Annotated in this window: 15 protein-coding genes and 1 riboswitch; of the genes, 5 read left to right on the top strand and 10 right to left on the bottom strand. The window is 43.3% G+C overall.

Annotated elements, in window-relative coordinates:
• Positions 1 to 5 precede the first annotated feature (5 nt).
• The 3 genes from GHNINEIG_RS05100 (at position 6) to GHNINEIG_RS05090 (ending at position 3,692) form a co-directional block, all read left to right on the top strand.
• Entirely contained in the window at positions 6 to 521 is a 516-nt protein-coding gene (locus GHNINEIG_RS05100) for a DsrE/DsrF/DrsH-like family protein (protein ID WP_135795648.1), read from the top strand.
• 58 nt (positions 522 to 579) lie between these two features.
• A riboswitch (cobalamin riboswitch) is annotated at positions 580 to 805 on the top strand.
• Between the two features lie 172 nt (positions 806 to 977).
• The gene (locus GHNINEIG_RS05095; RefSeq protein WP_135795647.1) at positions 978 to 2,822 is read left to right on the top strand and encodes a TonB-dependent receptor plug domain-containing protein; all 1,845 of its coding nucleotides are present in this window, start codon (positions 978 to 980) and stop codon (positions 2,820 to 2,822) included.
• Positions 2,823 to 2,825: 3 nt separating this feature from the next.
• Complete coding sequence (locus GHNINEIG_RS05090) at positions 2,826 to 3,692, top strand: cobalamin-binding protein (protein WP_135795646.1); 867 nt, start codon at positions 2,826 to 2,828, stop codon at positions 3,690 to 3,692.
• Positions 3,693 to 3,724: 32 nt separating this feature from the next.
• Here the strand turns inward: GHNINEIG_RS05090 and GHNINEIG_RS05085 are convergent, their stop codons facing one another.
• Genes GHNINEIG_RS05085 through GHNINEIG_RS05065 form a run of 5 tightly spaced genes read right to left on the bottom strand, consistent with a single transcriptional unit; the run spans position 3,725 to position 8,551 of the window.
• Positions 3,725 to 3,934, bottom strand: coding sequence for a hypothetical protein (locus GHNINEIG_RS05085; RefSeq protein WP_135795645.1), 210 nt, complete (start codon positions 3,932 to 3,934; stop codon positions 3,725 to 3,727).
• The gene (gene kdsB / locus GHNINEIG_RS05080) at positions 3,935 to 4,714 is read right to left on the bottom strand and encodes a 3-deoxy-manno-octulosonate cytidylyltransferase (protein ID WP_135795644.1); all 780 of its coding nucleotides are present in this window, start codon (positions 4,712 to 4,714) and stop codon (positions 3,935 to 3,937) included.
• A gap of 24 nt (positions 4,715 to 4,738) precedes the next feature.
• On the bottom strand, positions 4,739 to 4,942 hold the full coding sequence (locus tag GHNINEIG_RS05075) for a Trm112 family protein (protein WP_135795643.1): 204 nt from the start codon (positions 4,940 to 4,942) through the stop codon (positions 4,739 to 4,741).
• 41 nt (positions 4,943 to 4,983) lie between these two features.
• Positions 4,984 to 5,991, bottom strand: a complete 1,008-nt coding sequence (gene lpxK / locus GHNINEIG_RS05070) for a tetraacyldisaccharide 4'-kinase (RefSeq protein WP_135795642.1) — start codon at positions 5,989 to 5,991, stop codon at positions 4,984 to 4,986.
• A 31-nt stretch (positions 5,992 to 6,022) separates the two neighbouring features.
• Complete coding sequence (locus tag GHNINEIG_RS05065; protein ID WP_135795641.1) at positions 6,023 to 8,551, bottom strand: DNA internalization-related competence protein ComEC/Rec2; 2,529 nt, start codon at positions 8,549 to 8,551, stop codon at positions 6,023 to 6,025.
• On the opposite strand from GHNINEIG_RS05065, the gene GHNINEIG_RS05060 reads away from it, so the two are divergent.
• Positions 8,552 to 9,085 carry a DUF2062 domain-containing protein gene (locus GHNINEIG_RS05060; RefSeq protein ID WP_135795640.1) on the top strand — a complete coding sequence of 178 codons (534 nt, stop codon included), beginning with the start codon at positions 8,552 to 8,554 and terminating at the stop codon, positions 9,083 to 9,085.
• Positions 9,086 to 9,088: 3 nt separating this feature from the next.
• Here the strand turns inward: GHNINEIG_RS05060 and GHNINEIG_RS05055 are convergent, their stop codons facing one another.
• Positions 9,089 to 11,482: a Lon protease family protein gene (locus tag GHNINEIG_RS05055; protein WP_135795639.1), complete on the bottom strand. Its 2,394-nt coding sequence runs from the start codon at positions 11,480 to 11,482 to the stop codon at positions 9,089 to 9,091.
• Between the two features lie 84 nt (positions 11,483 to 11,566).
• The gene (locus tag GHNINEIG_RS05050) at positions 11,567 to 12,784 is read right to left on the bottom strand and encodes an ammonium transporter (protein ID WP_135795638.1); all 1,218 of its coding nucleotides are present in this window, start codon (positions 12,782 to 12,784) and stop codon (positions 11,567 to 11,569) included.
• A gap of 106 nt (positions 12,785 to 12,890) precedes the next feature.
• On the opposite strand from GHNINEIG_RS05050, the gene GHNINEIG_RS05045 reads away from it, so the two are divergent.
• The gene (locus GHNINEIG_RS05045) at positions 12,891 to 13,835 is read left to right on the top strand and encodes a 1-aminocyclopropane-1-carboxylate deaminase/D-cysteine desulfhydrase (RefSeq protein WP_135795637.1); all 945 of its coding nucleotides are present in this window, start codon (positions 12,891 to 12,893) and stop codon (positions 13,833 to 13,835) included.
• A gap of 51 nt (positions 13,836 to 13,886) precedes the next feature.
• Here GHNINEIG_RS05045 and GHNINEIG_RS11750 read toward each other — a convergent pair whose 3' ends face one another.
• The 3 genes from GHNINEIG_RS11750 to hrpA form a co-directional block, all read right to left on the bottom strand.
• Positions 13,887 to 14,465 carry a c-type cytochrome gene (locus tag GHNINEIG_RS11750; RefSeq protein WP_223260942.1) on the bottom strand — a complete coding sequence of 193 codons (579 nt, stop codon included), beginning with the start codon at positions 14,463 to 14,465 and terminating at the stop codon, positions 13,887 to 13,889.
• 100 nt (positions 14,466 to 14,565) lie between these two features.
• Positions 14,566 to 14,799, bottom strand: coding sequence for a hypothetical protein (locus tag GHNINEIG_RS05035; protein ID WP_135795636.1), 234 nt, complete (start codon positions 14,797 to 14,799; stop codon positions 14,566 to 14,568).
• A 191-nt stretch (positions 14,800 to 14,990) separates the two neighbouring features.
• Entirely contained in the window at positions 14,991 to 18,977 is a 3,987-nt protein-coding gene (hrpA, locus tag GHNINEIG_RS05030) for an ATP-dependent RNA helicase HrpA (RefSeq protein ID WP_189636930.1), read from the bottom strand.
• Positions 18,978 to 19,090 lie beyond the last annotated feature (113 nt).

Here is a 19,090-nt window from a genome sequence, read left to right as displayed (position 1 = left end):
CGAAGATGACTTCTCCTTCCTCTGCCGACTTTAGCATCATCCAATCGAAAGGCACATTAGACTGGAGTTATCCATCCATGATTCTTGCCAGCAGTGCCGTAGCGATGGGAAAAGAAACTGAAATTTTCTTTACCTTTTATGGCATCAACTGTTTATTAAAAGATACTTCAAAACTCAAAGTATCCCCGGTCGGCAATCCCGGCATGCCCTTAAAGAGTCCTTTCGGTCCAGAATGGTTTCAGGAAATTAACTGGCGATTCCTGCCTGACATTGTTTGGTCTCTTCCAGGAATGACTTCAGCAGCAACCTGGATGTTTAAACAAACGATCAAAAAACAAAACCAACTCAGTTTTGAAGACTTTCGTGATCTTTGCCTGGAAATGGGCGTGAAATTTACCATCTGCCAAATGAGTATGGAACTATTGGGATATACTGAAGAAGATATGATCGACGGGGTTGAATATGCCGGTGCCGCGACTTACTTTTCCCAAACCCCCCAACAGCAAAGCTTATTTATTTAATATGAATTAAATTCATAAACGAATGAATTTAATTCAGCAACCTCTCATTTAAAAACGATTATAATACCTTTTTTTAGGTGCCTTTACTTTTAGAAAGTAATGTTAAACGGGAAACTTGGTGACCACCGCAAAAGGTTATAAAACTGATTTGCGTGTCCATTCCAGTGCTGCCCCCGCAACGGTGATAGAGAAAACCTGATTCCATGCCATTGAGTTCCAGAACTTGAGAAGGCGTCAGGAAATTGCTCTTAAGCCCGGATACCGGCCTAAACTCGACTCTTTGAGTCACCCATAGAAACCGATTGCGGTGGGCAATACGGAAAACACGCTGAATGTTTCGCTTATGATTGACCTCTGAGGCCTTGCATTCAACCCCGTTGTTAACGGTTAATAGGGATTAACCGCCGTTTTGTCTTCGTTAAATAATTTAAAAAAATTTACACGAAGGAAATTTCCATGACTTTTAAAATAAGGTCTTTACCTCTTACTTTAGGCTTTTGCTTAAGTGCTTCAGCCGTTTATGCCACCCCCAAAAGCCTCGATAAAATTGTCGTTTCCGCTAATAAAACAGAACAAAAAGCGCCTTCTGTTTCAGCCAATATATCAATCATTACCGCAGATGAAATTGAGCAAAAGCACTATCAGACATTGGATGATGCTTTAAAAACCGTCCCAGGCTTAGCCATCAAAAAATCAGGCGGCACCGGACAGCAAACCTCGATCTTCTTGCGCGGCGCTTCTTCTTCAGATCGCCAAGTGTTAATCTTACAAGATGGTATTGAACTTACCGATCCAAGTGGACTTGGTGCCAGCATTGCTAACATTCAATTAAGCGGTATTGAACGTATTGAAATAATTAAAGGCCCCCAATCAGGTACATGGGGAGCTAATGCCTCGGCTGGAGTCATCAATATTATTACTAAAAAAGGTGGTAAACAGGCTTCAGTTGATTTGAAAACAGGCTCTTTTAATACAAAACGCCTCAGTTCCACTTTAGGCGCGGGTAATGATAAAGTCGATTTTCTGGTACATTTCAATCAACATACGACAGATGGCTTCAGTTCGATTCGAAAATATGATGAATCGCAAGCTCAGTTTGAAAACGATGCGTTTAAACAAACCGACGTCCGCTTTCAATTAGGGCTGACACCAGTCAAAAACCACCGCTTTGAGACAACTGTCAATAAAATCTCTGCCACAGCGGACTATGATAGCAGCTCCAACCCTGATGATACTTCTAGCAACAGTGCTTATGACAGTACGATAAGGCAGGTGCAGTATCTATATTCTGGTCAAACTATCAGCACCAAACTCTTTGTTCAAGACCATCATATAGAGCGCACCTTAAACGATGGCAGTTATGGGACCAGCCAATACGAGGCGTCTATTGAGGAATATGGAGGGCAGGCAACTTTCGATTATCGTTCAACCGATCAACTCATTCTCTCGGCGAACAGTAAACATTATCGGGATATAGCTAAAGAAAGAAACTTTTATAATACAGGGATAGGGGTTAATAACACCAATCATATAACGGAAACCTTACTGCTTACTGAAGCGCTACGATATGATCATTTCAATCGTTTTGAAAATGCAACGACAGGCAAAATCGGTGTAAAAAACTATTTTTCTGCCAACACGTTTGTCAGTGCCAACTATGGTACAGGGTATAATGTTCCTTCTTTATACCAGCTCTCTACTAACAATCCAGAACAATTGAAACCGGAATCGATTGAAGGGTACGATGTCACTTTAGGGATTTACAATACGACGTTAACGTATTTCAGAAGCACCACGCAAGATTTAATTACGGCACAAGGAAGTTGGCCGTCTAATTATTATGCCAACGCTTCTGGAAAAACTCTGAGTGAAGGGGTTGAATTTGCGTACCAGCGCGCCATTGATTCACTCGCAACAGACGTTAACTTCAATGCAACCTGGTTAAATGCGCGCAACAAAGATAATCAAGTTTTAGCTTATCGCCCGGAACAAACCGCCAACTTGACTTTCGATTACTATGGTTTACCTCAAACACAAATCGGCCTAGTGACGCGTTATACGGGGACGACGTATTCAGCCGATAACCAGCAAGGGGCACAAATTGGAGAATATTTTGTGACGGATTTGACGGCAAATTATCAAGTAAATCGTCATGTCTCTTTGTATGGTCAAGTATTAAACCTGTTCAACCAACAGTACGTTGAAGGTGTAGTAGATTACCCTGCCACCAATCCTGTACCGAATTATGTATACTCAACAGGTGGTGTTCAGGCATTTGTGGGTGTGAAAGGTGAACTCTAATTCATGATTCAAACCGTTTTTAGTACATTTGACAAAAAAACGTGGCTACTCAGTTTGTTACTGAGTGGCTTACTCTGGAGCAATTGGGTTAATGCGGCACCTTATGAACGCGTCATTACCCTCTCCCCACATCTGACTGAAATGGTTTATTCTGCAGGCGCCGGTTCGAAACTTGTCGGGGCCATCGCTTATTCTAATTATCCTGCTTCAGCCAAAACGCTCCCGATTGTCGGAACCTATAATGCTTTGAATCTGGAAAAAATCATTCAATTAAAGCCGGACCTGATCCTGGCCTGGCAATCCAGCAATCAATCCAAAGTACTTGAACGACTTCAGCAGCTTGGATTTAAAGTGGAATTATTTGAACCGCGTAAATTAAGTGATATTCCTCGCGATATCAAACGCATCGGCACACTTCTAAATACATCTCAAATTGCAGACGCTCTGGCTAACCGTTTAATGTCCACGTTAACGACGGTGAAACGGCAATACCAAGAGTTAACTAAAATACGATTTTTCTATCAGATATGGGATGACCCGATGATGACTGTTAATGGCCAAGTTTTTATCAGCCAAGCCATTGAAACCTGTGGCGCTGAAAATATTTTTGCACAGCAAAAAATTCTCGCTCCCGAAGTCGATACGGAATCCGTTTTAAAAAGAAATCCAGATGTTATTTTACTGGGAGGAGAAACTGCCGTCCAAAAAACTTGGTATCAAAACTGGCTGAAATGGCCCCAAATAAATGCCGTTAAAAACAAACAAATATATTTAATCAACACCAATCACTTTCAGCGCCCTACTGCACGTTTAATCCATCATTTGCCCGACCTTTGTCAACGGATACATAATGCCAGACAAAAACACTAAGCACCATCTATAAGCACCATCTAAATAAAGAACTAATCCGATCCTTGAAAGACAAAGTACAGCATGTAAGCACCATACATGACCAGCATGACAATACTTAATAAGGTAATGGGACGAATCCCTTCCTGTTTAATTTCAAAACCTTGCGCTGCCAATTTTCGGTGACGAAAATGACGTTTGACCATCCAGTAAATAAAATAAATGACTGCAATTAGCGTTAGAATATTAAGCAACTTTCCCACTTAAAGTGCTCCATCCGGGTTCATTTCCGCCATGATTCTACGAACTTTAATTAAATCCTGTTCCGTGTCCACACCGACACCAGCCTCACAAAGGGCGTCCAGCACCAGTATTTTTTCACCATGCCACAATACTCGGAGCTGCTCCAATTTTTCAACTTGTTCAAGTGCGCAAACAGGCCATTCTACATAGCGTTTTACAAAGCCTGACCGATAGGCATAAAGTCCAATATGGCGACGATAAGGCCAGTTTCCCGGTAAAGTTTTCGGCTCAGAGCCAAAGGTATCTCGAGACCAGGGCATGGGCGCACGAGTAAAATTTAACGCATAGTTATTACAATCCCGAATCACTTTAACCGCATGCGGATCAAAGACCGTTTCCACATCTAGAATTGGCTCGCAAAGTGTTGCCATTAGAGTATTAGGGTGAGTTTCAAGCCCTTCCGCAACCTGATGAATTAAATCCGGCGGAAGTAAAGGTTCGTCCCCTTGGACATTAACGAGAATATCATCGTCATTCAGCTCTAATACACTGGCTACTTCAGCAATGCGCTCTGTCCCCGACTCGTGGTGTTCGGACGTTAAGCACACTTCCGCACCAAAAGATTCACAAACCGCCTTGACCCGGTCAGACTCAGTTGCGATCACAACACGTGTTGCCCCTGATTTTTTCGCCTGCATCCAGGTCCATTCCACCATAGGCTTGCCTTGAATATCCATCAAGGGTTTACCAAGCAGGCGAGAGGATTCATAACGCGCAGGAATAATGACAATAAAAGACATAATAGTTACCGATTCAATACCTGGTTAGCCACGTTTTTGTTTTACAAAACGTTCTTTTTCTTCCGCTGTCAAAATACGCGCTTCTTCTTCCAGCATAATGGGAATGCCATCACGCACTGGAAAAGCTAAGTTTGCCGCCGTTGAAACCAACTCTTGTTGAGCTTTGTCAAACTGCAGAGGGGTTTTGGTAACGGGGCACACCAGAATATCTAATAATTTTGAATCCATACACTCATTCTCTTTATTGTTCGCTGTCTGTCTCTGACAGATTAAATCGTAAAATCATAATGCCCTAATTTATGAAACAACTGGTGTGCAAATGTTGCTGGGCACATGGGCTGCACTTCTAAATACCACCAGTTGGGTTGTGCGAATGCTCGGCATTTTACCGCATCTTTCTCTGTCATCAGTAACGGTTTTGTGCTTTCAAAAGCGTCAAAATCGCTTGGCTGAAATACTTTATGGTCCTCAAAAGGTGTCACTTCTGCATCAATTCCAAGCTCGGATAAGGTATTAAAAAAACGCTGAGGATTACCAATTCCCGCCATCGCATTCGTCTTTTCATGCCTAAAGCTACTAATCGGTAGAACCATTTTAGGATTAGCCACGGAGCGGAAGTGCTGTGGCACCAGTTTCATAATAGTACTGGTTTCACTGGCTAACTCAGAGACTTCTCCTCCGTTCCACACCACAAAATCCACTAACGCTAAACGCCTTTTTGACTCCCTTAATGGGCCAGCAGGAAGACAAAATCCATTTCCTAAAAGCCGCTTTGAATCCATCATCACAATTTCAATATCGCGTGCCATTTTATAGTGTTGTAAGCCATCATCACTGATAATGACATCCAAATCATATTTCGATTCCAATAACGCAATGGCTTCAGGCCTGTTTGGCGAAACGGCCACTGGACAGTGCAATGATTGCGCCAACAAAACTGGTTCGTCACCGACCATAGTAGGATCAGAGTGTTCAGTAACCCATTGTGGCCATACTCTGCTTTGTCCTCCATAGCCACGACTGACAATACCAAACTTTAACCCATGCTCAGATAATTGCTTACCAAACCATTGAATAAAAGGAGTTTTCCCAGAACCACCGACGATGATATTACCCACCACCACAACTTGTGCATTGGTAGTCTTTTTAGGCCCCTTCCTTTTAAAGCGTTTTAAACGCCTCGCAGCAAACCAGCAAACCAGTTTGCCCATAGGCCATAACAAAGCAGTTTTCCAAGACTGTTTAGGGGGTTTGGACCAAAAAGTAGGCCAACTCATAAAACTCTCTCTTTCCGAAACAGGGTTAATTTCATTGTGTTTCACTGTCTTTAGCAACAGACAACCCGGCTTTAGATTTTAAACCATCAAAAGCTTCACAGGTCGTTCTGTACCACTTAGAATTCATCTCTTGGTAGGTACCTAGAAATACCAATGGCTCTTGATCAGATTGTGTTATTTTATACTGAATTGCGCCTCGACAGGCGGTATTTCGCCAAAGAATTTGTTGTTTTTCAAGCCGCTGAATCACCGTTTTTGCAGGAAAATGATAACGATTGGCAAACCCACTGGAAAAAACCACTTCCTTAGGATGGACGGTGTTAAGCCAAATTAATGACGTTGAGGTACGGCTGCCATGGTGACCGGCAACCAATAAATCTGATTGTAACAGAGAGCCGACCTGACGTGCCAAAGGCTGTTCTACAGCGCGGGTTAAATCACCAGAAATCAGAGCTGTCCCTTTGCCATTTTCTACTTTAAGAACACAAGAGGCATCATTATCGTTATTGGCGACCGGCAAATCACTTCTTGGTGCTAAAATACGAAACTGTACCCCCGAAAATGACCAGGCCTGACCACTTTGACAGGCACTAAACCGCTGAGTATGATGCAAAGCATTTAATTTTTCAGACTGTCCTGAAATCATTTTTCGAATCGGCATCTCTTTTAATAATGTGGCCACGCCTCCGGCATGATCCATATCACTATGACTGACGATCAATAAATCAATCTGAGTGTGACCCTGCGATTTCAAATAAGGTAGCACGGCCAATTTCGCACCGTCCATTTTGGCACTCCATTTTGCCCCTGTATCATAAACCACCACGGCGTTTTCCGTTTCAAACACAATTGATTCTCCCTGCCCCACATCTAGAACGGTCACTTTTACTTCATGAGGTGGTACTTGATGTGTCAACGTCGGCAAGACAATAACCGCCCAACTGCCAATAATGACGCTACTCAATAAGAGCAATTTAAAACGAGCCTGAAACTGAATGCTCTGTTGTTTTTTGCGCCATAAAACAACCCCGGCAATAGGCACAGCGTATAGCAATCCTACTTGCCAATCGTCTATATTCCCGATAACCCAATAATCAAATTGTGCCCCTAAAAATTCCAATATCGACCACAATGTTTGCCATAAAAAGTTATTTAAATTCATAAACAGGCTGGCCAGGGTGGTTGAAACAAGACTTAACAAAACAGTTATGAACAACAGAGGCAACCCAATCAAACTGACAAAAGGAACCGCAACCAGATTACTCAAAAAGCTGGCTAAGGCAATTTGATGGTAATAAGACACCAATAATGGTACCAACCCTATCGTTAAAGCCAATTGCACCGCAATCATCTTTTGCCAGTTTGGCGCCACTTTAATTTTTGGATGCCTTAAGACTGCAAAAATAAGCGCCACGGCCATAAATGATAGCCAAAATCCATGACTGAGGACTGAACGTGGGTCAAATAGAACAATGAGAAAAGCCGCTAAAGACAAAGCCGACCAAGGTTGAAATTTTCGGCGAATAAATAAAAACAGCAACACAACCATTACCATCATCCAAGCGCGCTGTGTGGGAATAGAAAAGCCTGCCATCGCCATATAGAGCGTTGCCAGAAAAATTGCCCCCATTGAAGCAAAAATCAATTTGGGCGTTTGAGCAACCCATTGCCAGTTACTGAATCTGATTAAGAGTTTCCAAAGTAAACCAAACACCCCAAACCCTAGAGCCGCAACAATACCAATATGCAACCCGGAAATCGCCATGAGATGAATGGTGCCGGTTTTTTGAAGCAACGACCAATCCTCTGCCGATAACTGACTTTTATCACCATAAATCAATGCCCGGTAAATACCATTAAAGTCACTGTTTTCAAACAACGGTCTTAAATGCTGAGCCAACCAATAGCGATATTGCCACATCCCGCCGTCTTCTATGAAACTGGCGGCATCTTTTTGGTTTAACACATAGCCTCTAGCCACAAGGCCCTTTTGAAACAAATAAGTTTCATAATCAAACCCGCCAGGATTTAAACTCGCATGACGTGGTTTCAGCTTCACTTTAAAACGCCAAGTTTCGCCTGTTTTAGGAACCGTGCTTGCCCCATACCAGCTTAGTTGAATTTTAGGAGGCAAGATTGCCCAGGCCTGGGCATTTTTGTGGACCGACTCTTTTAACTGAATCACCTCTAATTGAAATTTTACCCGGGAACGTTTTCCAGTATGGTTAAAGGACTGCACTTGAGGTAAATCGAGAATTTTGCCTTCAACTTCAATAGGAGTAAAATAAGCAGTATTTGGTAATGATGCTGTCAAAAAAGAATGTAAAAATACCCAGATAAAGCCAAAAAGAAATCCTATAATAATATGGATTAAAGTGTGGTTGAGAACCGTTTGATAAGATGAAAATAAATCTTTAGACAATGCGGGAATCGATTTTAAGATAAGCAACCCACTGAACAGCGCAAAACTGATAGCAAAAACTCCCCAACTCGGGAAACTCGCCAATTGATAAAAGGCATAACTACTGCAAACAAACCCTAGAACAAAGTAACGAAACATATGCCGAAGAAAATATTCAAAAAATACTCTCCCAATCCTGAAAAAATTAAAAATATGCAGGGGTTAGGTTTTTTAGCAAAATGGCTTGGCAACCCAAACTTATGGCATATTCACCGACATAATACTGCAAAGGCATTTGCCAATGGATTATTTTGGATGGCGATTCCCATCCCCTCTCAAATGGTAACGTCCGCCATTACCGCGATTTTAATCCGAGCCAACCTCCCCCTCAGTGTGGCACTGGTTTGGATCAGCAACCCGTTTACAATGCCCCCTATATTCTACTTCAATTACTTGGTGGGCACATGGATTCTCGGAACCCCCGCGGAAGAAGGCTTACACTTTGAAATGAGCTGGAATTGGATTTTAACGACCCTTGGCGAACTGTGGTTGCCGCTTTATTTAGGCAGTGCTGCTGTGGGAGCTGTGTTAGCAGTCAGCAGTTATTTTGGATTACATATGTTCTGGAAATGGCATGTACGTCGCTCTTGGGAACGACGCATGCAAGCACGTCAAAATAAACAAAACGTCTAAGCGTTAATCATCATCGTTATCATGTTTTTCGTTCATCTTCTCAAGCGCTTTTAATACTCGGGCATTAATGCTGCCATCAGGGAAAGAGCCGTCTTCCTGTTCTTCCCCGACTGCCATGTCCGACAACAAACCTAACGCATCATCAATATGACTCATCGCATAGACGTGAAATTCTCCGGCATCAACCGCATTTCTGACTTCCGCATTCAGCATCAAATGCTTGGTATTGGCTTCCGGAATCACAACCCCTTGTGAACCCGTTAAACCACGTGCTTTACAGACCTTAAAGAACCCTTCAATCTTTTCATTCACCCCACCAATCGGCTGAATTTCTCCGAACTGGTTCACAGAACCGGTAATCGCAATATCTTGACGTAAGGGGATTTGGGCAATCGACGAAATCAAGGCAATCAATTCTGCAGAAGACGCACTGTCACCTTCAATCCCGTCATAGGTTTGCTCCATGACCACCGAGGCACTAAACCCTAATGATTTAAGCTTCATATAGCGGCCACGTAAATACCCAGACAAAATCAACATCCCTTTAGAGTGGATCGGTCCGGCCATTTCTATTTCACGTTCGATATCCACCACACCTTCATCCCCGGCAGAGGCTTGTGCGGTTATACGAACAGGCTGACCAAATGATTGACGCCCCATAGTGAGAACCGTCAGGCCATTGACCATGCCTATATGATGTCCACTGACCTTAATTAAAACCTGTTCTTCAATAATTGCTCGATGGTAATAATCTTCCATCAACCCGGTATGAAAATCCCGCTGTTGAATAGTTGCTTCAATGGTCTCACGCGTCACTTCTTGTTCATCATGCGCTCGCGCAAAAGCATTCGCTTCCGCTAAAACATCTCGCAGAATTGCTTTATTGGTATACAAGCGCCCTTGCGACTCGACCAAACGCGAAGCATACTCAATCAAACGTTCCAGCGCCGAAGGCACCACAGGTAAATCTTCCCAGGCCTCCACTTCACTGGACAGTTGCTGTGCTAAAACCAATTCATGCTCAGACGTTCTTTCCAATTCCACTTCAAACTCAACTTGTACTTTGAATAAACGATTGAATTGAGCGTCCAGCTCTTGCAAGGCATAAAAATGCTCTGCCTGACCAATCAACACTAACGTCACTTCCAACGGATAGTCAGGTAAATGATAAGGCACCACACTACTGGACGAAGGAATTTCAAAAGTCAGTCGTTTACTCATTAATGCAGCTTTCAGATTTGACCAGATCTCGGGATCTTTTAAGACCGACTGAATACTCAGCATCAAAAAACCGCCGTTTGCTTTCTGTAACAACCCTGCCTGGTGGTTCATCGCCAAAGTTAGAGTATCGGTTGCGTTGGCACTGGCAGAGTTAATCGTATAACCAAACAGTTTTGGCATGGTCGCATTCTGTTCATAAATCACGGGGGCATGCTTTAAGCCGGAATGGTCAACTAGCAAGTTCACTTCAAATACCGACATACCTGACTGTTCTGCCAGTAACTCTTCCATGGATGTTTGTGCATTACTGGTCACTTGCTCTGCTGACTGATCCCAAAACAAATGCAACTTAGAAACAATGGCATTTTGCAACGCATCCAAATACGCTTTAACGCCATGATTTTCACCAAACTCCATTTTTAAAGCATCAATTAAAGGCTCTAAATGCTCATTGGTAACATCGGTATTCAGTTTTTTACCCGCATCCATATATTCATGCTGCAAGAATGGAAAGTGCGTCAACCCTTTGTTTAAAGCTTCTTCAACCTGATCCAATGCATCCATAAAATATTTCTGCAAAGGTTCATCCAGCTTTTTCAAGTCGGCCATGCGTAAGCGTTCGCCTTCGACAACCGCAAACAACACAAAATTATTTTCATTTTGTTGGACTTCAATATTTAACGACTCAGCTAAATCCAATGCAGGTTCCAAAGCGCTTTCTTGCTTTTGTGCCAAATCATTTTCAAGTTGCTGATTTTTTAGCTGATAGGCATGCCCATCAAACACGACGGGTAGCTGTGTTTTTAATTGCGTAATCAAGTCTTCAATGGCATGTTTAAATCCCAAGCCGTGTCCAGCTTTAAAATACAGATACTGGGTTTTATTGGCTTCGCTAAAATCGGAAACCAACACCACATCTTGCGGAATCTCTTTGCGTTTAGCCGCTTCCCGAAGCATCGATTTCGTCATACCGATTCGACCCACTCCCGGCTCTCCCATAATGAAAATATGGTTTTGGTTACGCCTTAAATGTAAACCAAAGTTAAGCGACTGATACGCTCGAGGGTGAAAGCGTTTCATAAACTCTTTAGTATCCGATGTACTGGCTTGAAAGTCTTGCGAGTTTATTTGAGAGAATCGATACAATTGATCGGCAGGTAATTTACGCATAGTCATGATGATCTTAAAAACAAAAAAGAAACTATAACAAAAAACCCGCCTAATCAGCGGGTTTAAATTAAACAGAAAGGTAAGAAGTGTTTAAAATTCTTCTTTAGGTGGGTTGGCATGAATTTTATGAATTGACAAATCAGCCCCTTCATATTGATCTTCATCCGACATACGCAGTCCCATTAGTTTATCGACCAAAATATACACCAAGAATCCACCTATTAGAGCCACGGCGACACCTGCAAGTGTCCCTAGAATCTGGGACATCATTGAAACACCACCAAGTCCGCCTAGTGCTGTGCTACCAAAAATACCGACGGCAATCGCACCCCATACGCCACACAAACCATGTAAAGGCCAAACCCCCAGAACATCATCAATTTTTAAATTTTTCTGTGTCCAGGTAAACGCTTTCACAAATAGAGCACCAGCCACTAGCCCAATCACAAGTGCACCTAATGGGCTAACTACATCTGATCCTGCACAGATTGCAACCAACCCTGCTAAAGGACCATTATGAATAAAACCAGGATCTTTATCACCAACAAATGTCGCTGCGATAATGCCACCCACCATCGCCATTAGAGAGTTCATTGCGACTAAACCTTGAATCCCCTCAATCGCTTGGGCTGACATCACGTTAAAGCCAAACCAACCGACGGATAAAATCCATGCCCCTAGCGCCAGGAAAGGAATACTGGAAGGCGGATAAACGTGACGCATATTACCATTGCTGTCATAACGTCCTGTTCGAGAGCCAAGCACGATAATCGCAGCTAACGCAATCCAGCCCCCAACGGCATGAACAACGATGGAACCGGCAAAATCATGAAAAGGCGCACCATAAGAGGTTTCTAACCAGCTTTGCATCCCCAGGTTTCCGTTCCAGGCCATTCCTTCAAAAAACGGGTAAATAAAGGCAACGGTTAAGAAGGTCGCTAATAAAACTGGATAGAACCGAGCTCTCTCGGCAATTCCTCCGGAAACAATCGCGGGAATCGCCGCCGCAAAAGTCATTAGAAAAAAGAACTTAACCAGTTCATAGCCCGATTTTTCTGTCATGGCTTGCGTTAATTGTCCATCCAAGTTGAAGCCGAGGAAAACGCCATAAGCCACACCATACCCAATAAAGAAATAGGCAACGGTGGACACACCCAAATCGGTCATTATTTTAACCAATGCATTTACCTGATTTTTATGTTGAACGGTTCCAACTTCTAAAAAAGCAAAACCTGCGTGCATAAAGAGTACCAAGATGGCACCCAACAAAATAAACATCACATCCAAACTGGTGGTTAATTGTTCCATTTACTCAGTTCCTATTTGGGTTAAAATTGCCTCATATTCTACCAAAAGTTCTGATACGCGTAAGTAATTACCTGCTTAATTTCTATTAAAACAGAGGATTTTACCGATGAAATCACTCAACACGCTCCAGGAATTCACGCCTCTTACTCCTTTAAACCATCCGCTATTTGATGAAAAGGCCATTCAAGTATGGATAAAACGGGATGATTTAAACCACCCCACCATTCAGGGAAACAAGCTTCATAAACTTAAATACAACTTAGCGGAAGCCGGACAGCTGGGCAAAAAAAGTCTACTGACATTCGGCGGGGCTTACTCCAATCATATAGCAGCCACGGCTGCTGCAGGATACTCATATGGATTTAAAACCATTGGTTTCATTCGAGGAGACGAGCTGGCTAACCAGCCTGAAAAGTGGAGCCCAACACTACAGACAGCATATCAGAATGGCATGCAGCTGCACTTTTTAAACCGAATGGACTACCGGCAAAAGACACGCGCTCACTTTTTCCAACAGCTACAACAACAGTTTCCTGACAGTTACATTTTGCCAGAAGGCGGAACAAACAACTTAGCCATACAGGGATTCGAAGAATTATCGCAACAGCTAGCCATGCAATGTCCTGACTGGACCCACCTTTACAGCGCCGTTGGCACGGGGGGCACTTTAGCAGGGTTAATCAAGTTCAGCGCTTTTTTCTGCAATCAACCCCGCCATATTTTAGGCGTTGCCACCTTAAAGCAAGCAAGCTACTTAATTCCAACAATAGAACAATTGAGTGGTGTTCGCCACAATCAACAAGGCTTAGCTCAGTGGCAACTGCTGTTAGATTATTGTGGTCAAGGATACGGAAAAGAAAACAGTGAGATTTATGCCACACGTAAATGGTTTGAAGAACAGTTTGATATTCCCTTAGACCCTGTCTACACCAATAAAATGATTTATGGTTTTTTAGAACAGTTGGCTACCGGCAACATCCCGCCCGGTTCTAAAGTCATCCTATACCATTCCGGCGGATTACAGGGTCGAAGCCCGGAAAAGCAAATATAAAAAACCCAGTTCAAAAACTGGGCTTTGATTAAACACAATATCTAAAAGCAGTTAAAGCGTTGTAATGTAACTTGAAACGGCTTTTATTTCTGCATCCGACAGTTGCTGAGCATTAGGAATCATCATCGCACTCATTGGGCCAATTTCTTTACCAGAACGATATGTTTTTAATTTTTCAACCAAAGCATCTTCGGCTTGTCCAGAAAGTTTCGGACCAACGCCCCCTTCTCCGTTCGCGCCATGACAACCGACACAAGTTGAATAAACATCTTGACCAGATACAGAAACAGCTGCAACCGCTTCATCCACTTCTTCAGAGGCTTCATTAATGGCCTCTTGAGTCGTTTCACTAGCAGATTCAGCCATATCAGAAGCCTCTTCACCTGCCGATTCGGCTGCCTCTTGGGCAGAATCCACAGAATCTGAAACGGCTTCTTGCGTCTCATCCATCACCTCTTGGGTTGTCTGTTTCGCTTCCTCATAAGCTTCGCTGGTTGATTGCTTAACGTCTTCAACCGCTTCAGCCGCTTTTTGTTGCGAATCATCACTGCAAGCGGTTAAAAAAACGCCGCCAAACATAACAGTCAGACTCAACACTAAAGGGTTTAATTTCCATCGATTTAAATGCATAAATACTCCTTTTGATTTATGCTAAATCTCAACATTGAGTTCAGCAAAAGCTAATCACAAACTAACTTAAATGACGCTTTCTATCAGCCATTAAAAGAGGTCACTCCTCCATCTTATCTTCGGCTGCTTCGGCTGCGTCTTCAACACTTTCACCTGCATCCTCTACTGCTTCTTGAGTATCTTCAGCCGCTTCTCCCATGTCTTCCTTAGCTTCTTGATAGGTTTCTTTCATGTTATCTTCCGCACTGTCGGAACACCCGGTTAAGGATAGCGTTCCAAAAGCAAATGAAAACAACATAAATAAAGAGACTAACTTCGATTGATTTAAGCGCATAACAACTCCTTGTAGCTTATGCAAAAGAAAAAGCAAATCACCAATACGTTAACAATAGTAGATAATTATGCTTACAATCGAGTATATCAGAAAGAGATCAAAACTGACAAACAATGCTTTTTGAAAGCAATCATTCTTCAATCATCTATTTTGGACCAAGCCAATAGCAGTAAAAAACATTTAGAGCAGGACTACAGCGCTTTCAGTTTTTTTTGTATCCGTTGAATTGAAACCGGCTTCAAGGTTTTCATCGGTTGTGCGAATAAAGATAGGCGCAATTCCTCAATTAGCCAGCGAATTTCGACCAGGCCTGGGTGATTTTGATACGCCGGTTCTTTTGCCAGAGCATCATAAGCATCCAAAATCGGTTGAATCTCACGAATTGCTTTCTGGTCTTTACTCGGATCCACATCAATCTTAGCAAGGCGTTTTTCCAGGCCTTGTAAATAACGAGGTAACTGTTTAAACCATTCCTCGGGAGTAACTCTTACAAAATCTTTGCTGATAAGCTGGTCTAGTTGTGAACGTATATCTGCCACGGAAGCCAACCAACGCGGATTCACATTCCCTTTCACTTGCTTGGCAATTTTCTGATGCGCCGTCAAAATAGCATTCACTTGCGAGGCGACCTGTTGCGCTTGCTCAATCCATTGAGAACGGGCATTTTCTAGAATTGCTTCAAATGCCGCTTGCTGCCGAACTTTTTCCGGTTGAGGAATCAATTGAAACAATGCGCGATCTATCACCTGTTGCGTCAACTCCTGACACGTCCCATAAGGCGCGTAACACAAACACGCTTTTTGCATCGGCAATTTCTTCTGCAAATATTTTTCTTTTTCGACCAACTCTTTTTTCACTAACGCCAAGACCGCTTCAGCATGATGTGCTTGGGCAGTTTCTTCATCTCCCAACAAGGCCAACTCTATGGACTCGCCTGATATTTGTAACGCAGGATAGGCCACCATCTCCACCCCTTGTGTTCGAATCGTCTGAGAGTCGGCTAGGTCACCGAAATCCCAACGGTCAATCACACGATTTTCCGGCGCTTTCTTTGATTGGTGTTTTTGAATTCGAGCATCAACCAAGTGTTGATAATTCGTTTTCAAGGCCTCCAGGTCGGCCTGCTCAGCAATCTTTTTACCTTTATCATCTTGTAACACAAAGTAAGGTTCTAGGTATTCAGGTAAATCAACCGATTCAAAATCGCTGGTGGCGACTTTTTGTTGCGCGCGTCGATTCAACGCCCACACCAGTTGAGTGACATAATCGGCTTTTCGCCCATCCAATTTTTTATTGGGTGCCATTTCTTTCAATACCAGTTCAGCCGTATTCGGAGCCGGAATGAACTGTTTGCGAAGTTGTTTTGGTAAAGCTTTGATATAAAAGGCAGTTTTTTCTTTCAGCAACCCTGGCGTCAACCATTCGAAATCTTCAGCTTGGACCAAGTTCAATGCTGATAAAGGGACTTTCACTACCATCCCATCTTGGGCTTTGCCCGGTTCAAAATGGTAATCGACATCAAGGTCGAGCTGGTTTTTAATCTGTAATTGGTCCGGATATTCTACGTCTAAACGACTGTCGTACGATTGTTTTAACAAAAAATCCTGCGTTAGATAGAGCGCCTTCAGTGCCTCAGGATCATTTTTTTCAAGTTTGCGCACCCATTTTTCAAATGCCGGCAGACTATAAATATGCCCTGGAATATGCTCCGCATAAAACTCATATAACACGTCTTCTTCCACCAAAAAATCCGGGCGGCGCAATTTCGATTCAATATGATGAATCTCCGCAATCATTTTTTGGTTATGCACAAAGAACGCCACTTTGGAGTTCAACTCCCCTTCCACCAACCCATGGCGCAAGAAAATCTTATGGGCTTCTTTCGGATTGATCGGGCCGTAATTACAACGACGACGGTTCACAATTGGTAACCCATAAAGTGTTACCGATTCAAATGCACCAACCTGCCCGGCTTTTTTCTGCCAGTGCGGATCGGTATAACTGTGCTTAATCAGGTGTGGCGCAATGCCTTCCACCCAGTTCACATCAATCACCGCGTTATTGCGGGCATACAGTTTAGTGGTTTCGACCAGTTCACCCGACAACATCCATTTTGGCTTACGCTTAAACAACACCGAACTCGGATGGATAAATAACTTGGTATTACGCGCACCGAGATAGGTATTTTCATCGTCACGCATGGCAATATTGCCCAACAACCCGGCCATCAAGGAACGATGAACTGCCATTGAATGCGTATCAGACAGCCGTTCTGTGACGGTTTTACCTTGTTTGACTTCTTCATACAGATGCAGCTCACCGACTTTAACGCCGATGCGCTTCAAGCTCATTTCTAACTGGAAAAACAAATCATGCCATTCTTTCATACGCAAATACGACAGGAAGTTGGTTTTACAGAGTTTACGCAATTTGTTTTGGCTTAAATGACGCCGTTTATCTTCATAAAAACGCCATAAGTTTAAAAAGAACAGAAAATCTGATCGCGGATCTTCAAAGACCTTGTGGACTTGGTTCGCCGCTTGACGATTCGATTCATTCATGTCACGCGGGTCTTGAATACTGATGGCTGAGGCGATAATCAACACTTCTACCAAGACACCGTTTTTCTGACCCTCTAATACCATTTTCGCCATTCTTGGATCGAGAGGCAATTTCGCGAGCTGACGGCCACTTTCAGTCAAACGGCGCTTTTCATCCAACGCACCAATTTCATGCAACTGGCGGAAGCCATCATTAATTGCTTTGTCTTCCGGTGGTTCGATAAAGGGGAAATGCTTCACCGACCCCAGTTTCATCTGCGTCATTTGTAAAATGACCGTGGCTAACGATGTGCGATGGATTTCCGGTGGCGTAAATTCCGGACGGCTCTTGAAATCGTCTTCATCGTATAACCGGATGCACACACCCGAACTGACACGACCACAACGGCCGGCGCGCTGATTAGCAGACGCTTGCGAGATTTTCTCAATCGGCAACCGTTGGACTTTAGAGCGCACTGAATAACGACTGATTCTGACCAGGCCTGGGTCTATCACGAACTTAATGCCCGGCACGGTCAAAGACGTTTCTGCCACATTGGTGGATAAAATGACCCGACGTTTCTGCGAGGTTTGAAAGACTTTGTTTTGCTCTGCCATGCTCAAGCGAGCATAAAGCGGCACAATTTCGGTATTCTTTAAATTCTGTTTACGGAGCACCTCTGCAGTTTCCTTAATGTCGCGCTCTCCCACCTGAAACACCAGCACATCCCCAAACGGGTCTATTTCAGACAATTCTTCCAAGGCATACATAATCGCCGTTGGAATATCCTGCTCAAACTCATTGCCGTCATCATCTTCTATTTTGACCAACGGGTTATAACGCACTTCTACCGGATAGGTACGACCACTCACTTCAATAATTGGCGCCCCTTCAAAAAAGGAGGCGAAGCGCTCGGTATCAATCGTTGCCGAGGTGATAATCAGCTTTAAATCGGGACGTTTTGGCAACAGTTTTTTCAAGATGCCGAGTAGAAAATCGATATTGATGGAGCGTTCATGGGCTTCGTCGATGATGATGGTGTCATATTGATTGAGATAAGGATCATTCTGAATTTCGGCCAGCAAAATACCGTCGGTCATCACTTTTAACAAACTTTGCTGATGCACTTGATCGTGAAAACGAACCTGATAGCCTACCAGTTGTCCGAGGCTCGAACCGAGTTCTTCTGCGATGCGTTCCGCCACACTGCGCGCGGCCAATCTTCTCGGCTGCGTACACCCAATACGACCGAAGACCCCTCGCCCCGCTTCCAGACAGATTTTTGGAATCTGAGTTGTTTTTCCCGACCCGGTTTCCCCGGCAATGACTACCACTTGATGGTGTTGAATCAACGCCAGTATTTCATCCCGTCGCTCAGCGACAGGCAAGTTGTCATAAGTGATTTTGGGAACGGCTTGTTGATTCTTCTGAACGGCTGCAACGGATTTAGCAAGCCGGTCACAGAATTTCAGCCAGGCCTGGTCATTTTTTAATGCATCAAAGTCAGTCTGAGAGGTATTTGCATCCACGTTAAACCGTTGTAATTGTTTAGACAGAAAAAAACGATCCTTCACCAACGCTTGGTCAACGGCTTTTATAACAGCAGATTTATCGCAAAAATCAATCAATTCAGACATGGGAACAGAAAAAAGACACTCGAATTTAAAATAGAAACGCATTTTACGCTAGATGAAGAGGTTTGCCAAAAATGAGTGATACTTGAGCACAACCAGAACGAAAACATCCTCCA

This window comes from Hydrogenovibrio crunogenus (genome assembly GCF_004786015.1).
GTDB lineage: Bacteria > Pseudomonadota > Gammaproteobacteria > Thiomicrospirales > Thiomicrospiraceae > Hydrogenovibrio > Hydrogenovibrio crunogenus.
This window is presented reverse-complemented; position numbering and strand designations above follow the sequence as displayed.

Bases quoted from the DNA above. Each gene is read 5' to 3' on its own strand.
- hrpA (WP_189636930.1), bottom strand. From the start codon at position 18,977: ATGTCTGAATTGATTGATTTTTGCGATAAATCTGCTGTTATAAAAGCC.
- kdsB (WP_135795644.1), bottom strand. From the start codon at position 4,714: ATGTCTTTTATTGTCATTATTCCTGCGCGTTATGAATCCTCTCGCCTG.
- GHNINEIG_RS05050 (WP_135795638.1), bottom strand. From the start codon at position 12,784: ATGGAACAATTAACCACCAGTTTGGATGTGATGTTTATTTTGTTGGGT.
- GHNINEIG_RS05055 (WP_135795639.1), bottom strand. From the start codon at position 11,482: ATGACTATGCGTAAATTACCTGCCGATCAATTGTATCGATTCTCTCAA.
- lpxK (WP_135795642.1), bottom strand. From the start codon at position 5,991: ATGAGTTGGCCTACTTTTTGGTCCAAACCCCCTAAACAGTCTTGGAAA.
- GHNINEIG_RS05035 (WP_135795636.1), bottom strand. From the start codon at position 14,799: ATGCGCTTAAATCAATCGAAGTTAGTCTCTTTATTTATGTTGTTTTCA.
- GHNINEIG_RS05095 (WP_135795647.1), top strand. From the start codon at position 978: ATGACTTTTAAAATAAGGTCTTTACCTCTTACTTTAGGCTTTTGCTTA.
- GHNINEIG_RS05060 (WP_135795640.1), top strand. From the start codon at position 8,552: ATGCCGAAGAAAATATTCAAAAAATACTCTCCCAATCCTGAAAAAATT.
- GHNINEIG_RS05065 (WP_135795641.1), bottom strand. From the start codon at position 8,551: ATGTTTCGTTACTTTGTTCTAGGGTTTGTTTGCAGTAGTTATGCCTTT.
- GHNINEIG_RS05075 (WP_135795643.1), bottom strand. From the start codon at position 4,942: ATGGATTCAAAATTATTAGATATTCTGGTGTGCCCCGTTACCAAAACC.
- GHNINEIG_RS05100 (WP_135795648.1), top strand. From the start codon at position 6: ATGACTTCTCCTTCCTCTGCCGACTTTAGCATCATCCAATCGAAAGGC.
- GHNINEIG_RS05045 (WP_135795637.1), top strand. From the start codon at position 12,891: ATGAAATCACTCAACACGCTCCAGGAATTCACGCCTCTTACTCCTTTA.
- GHNINEIG_RS05090 (WP_135795646.1), top strand. From the start codon at position 2,826: ATGATTCAAACCGTTTTTAGTACATTTGACAAAAAAACGTGGCTACTC.
- GHNINEIG_RS11750 (WP_223260942.1), bottom strand. From the start codon at position 14,465: ATGCATTTAAATCGATGGAAATTAAACCCTTTAGTGTTGAGTCTGACT.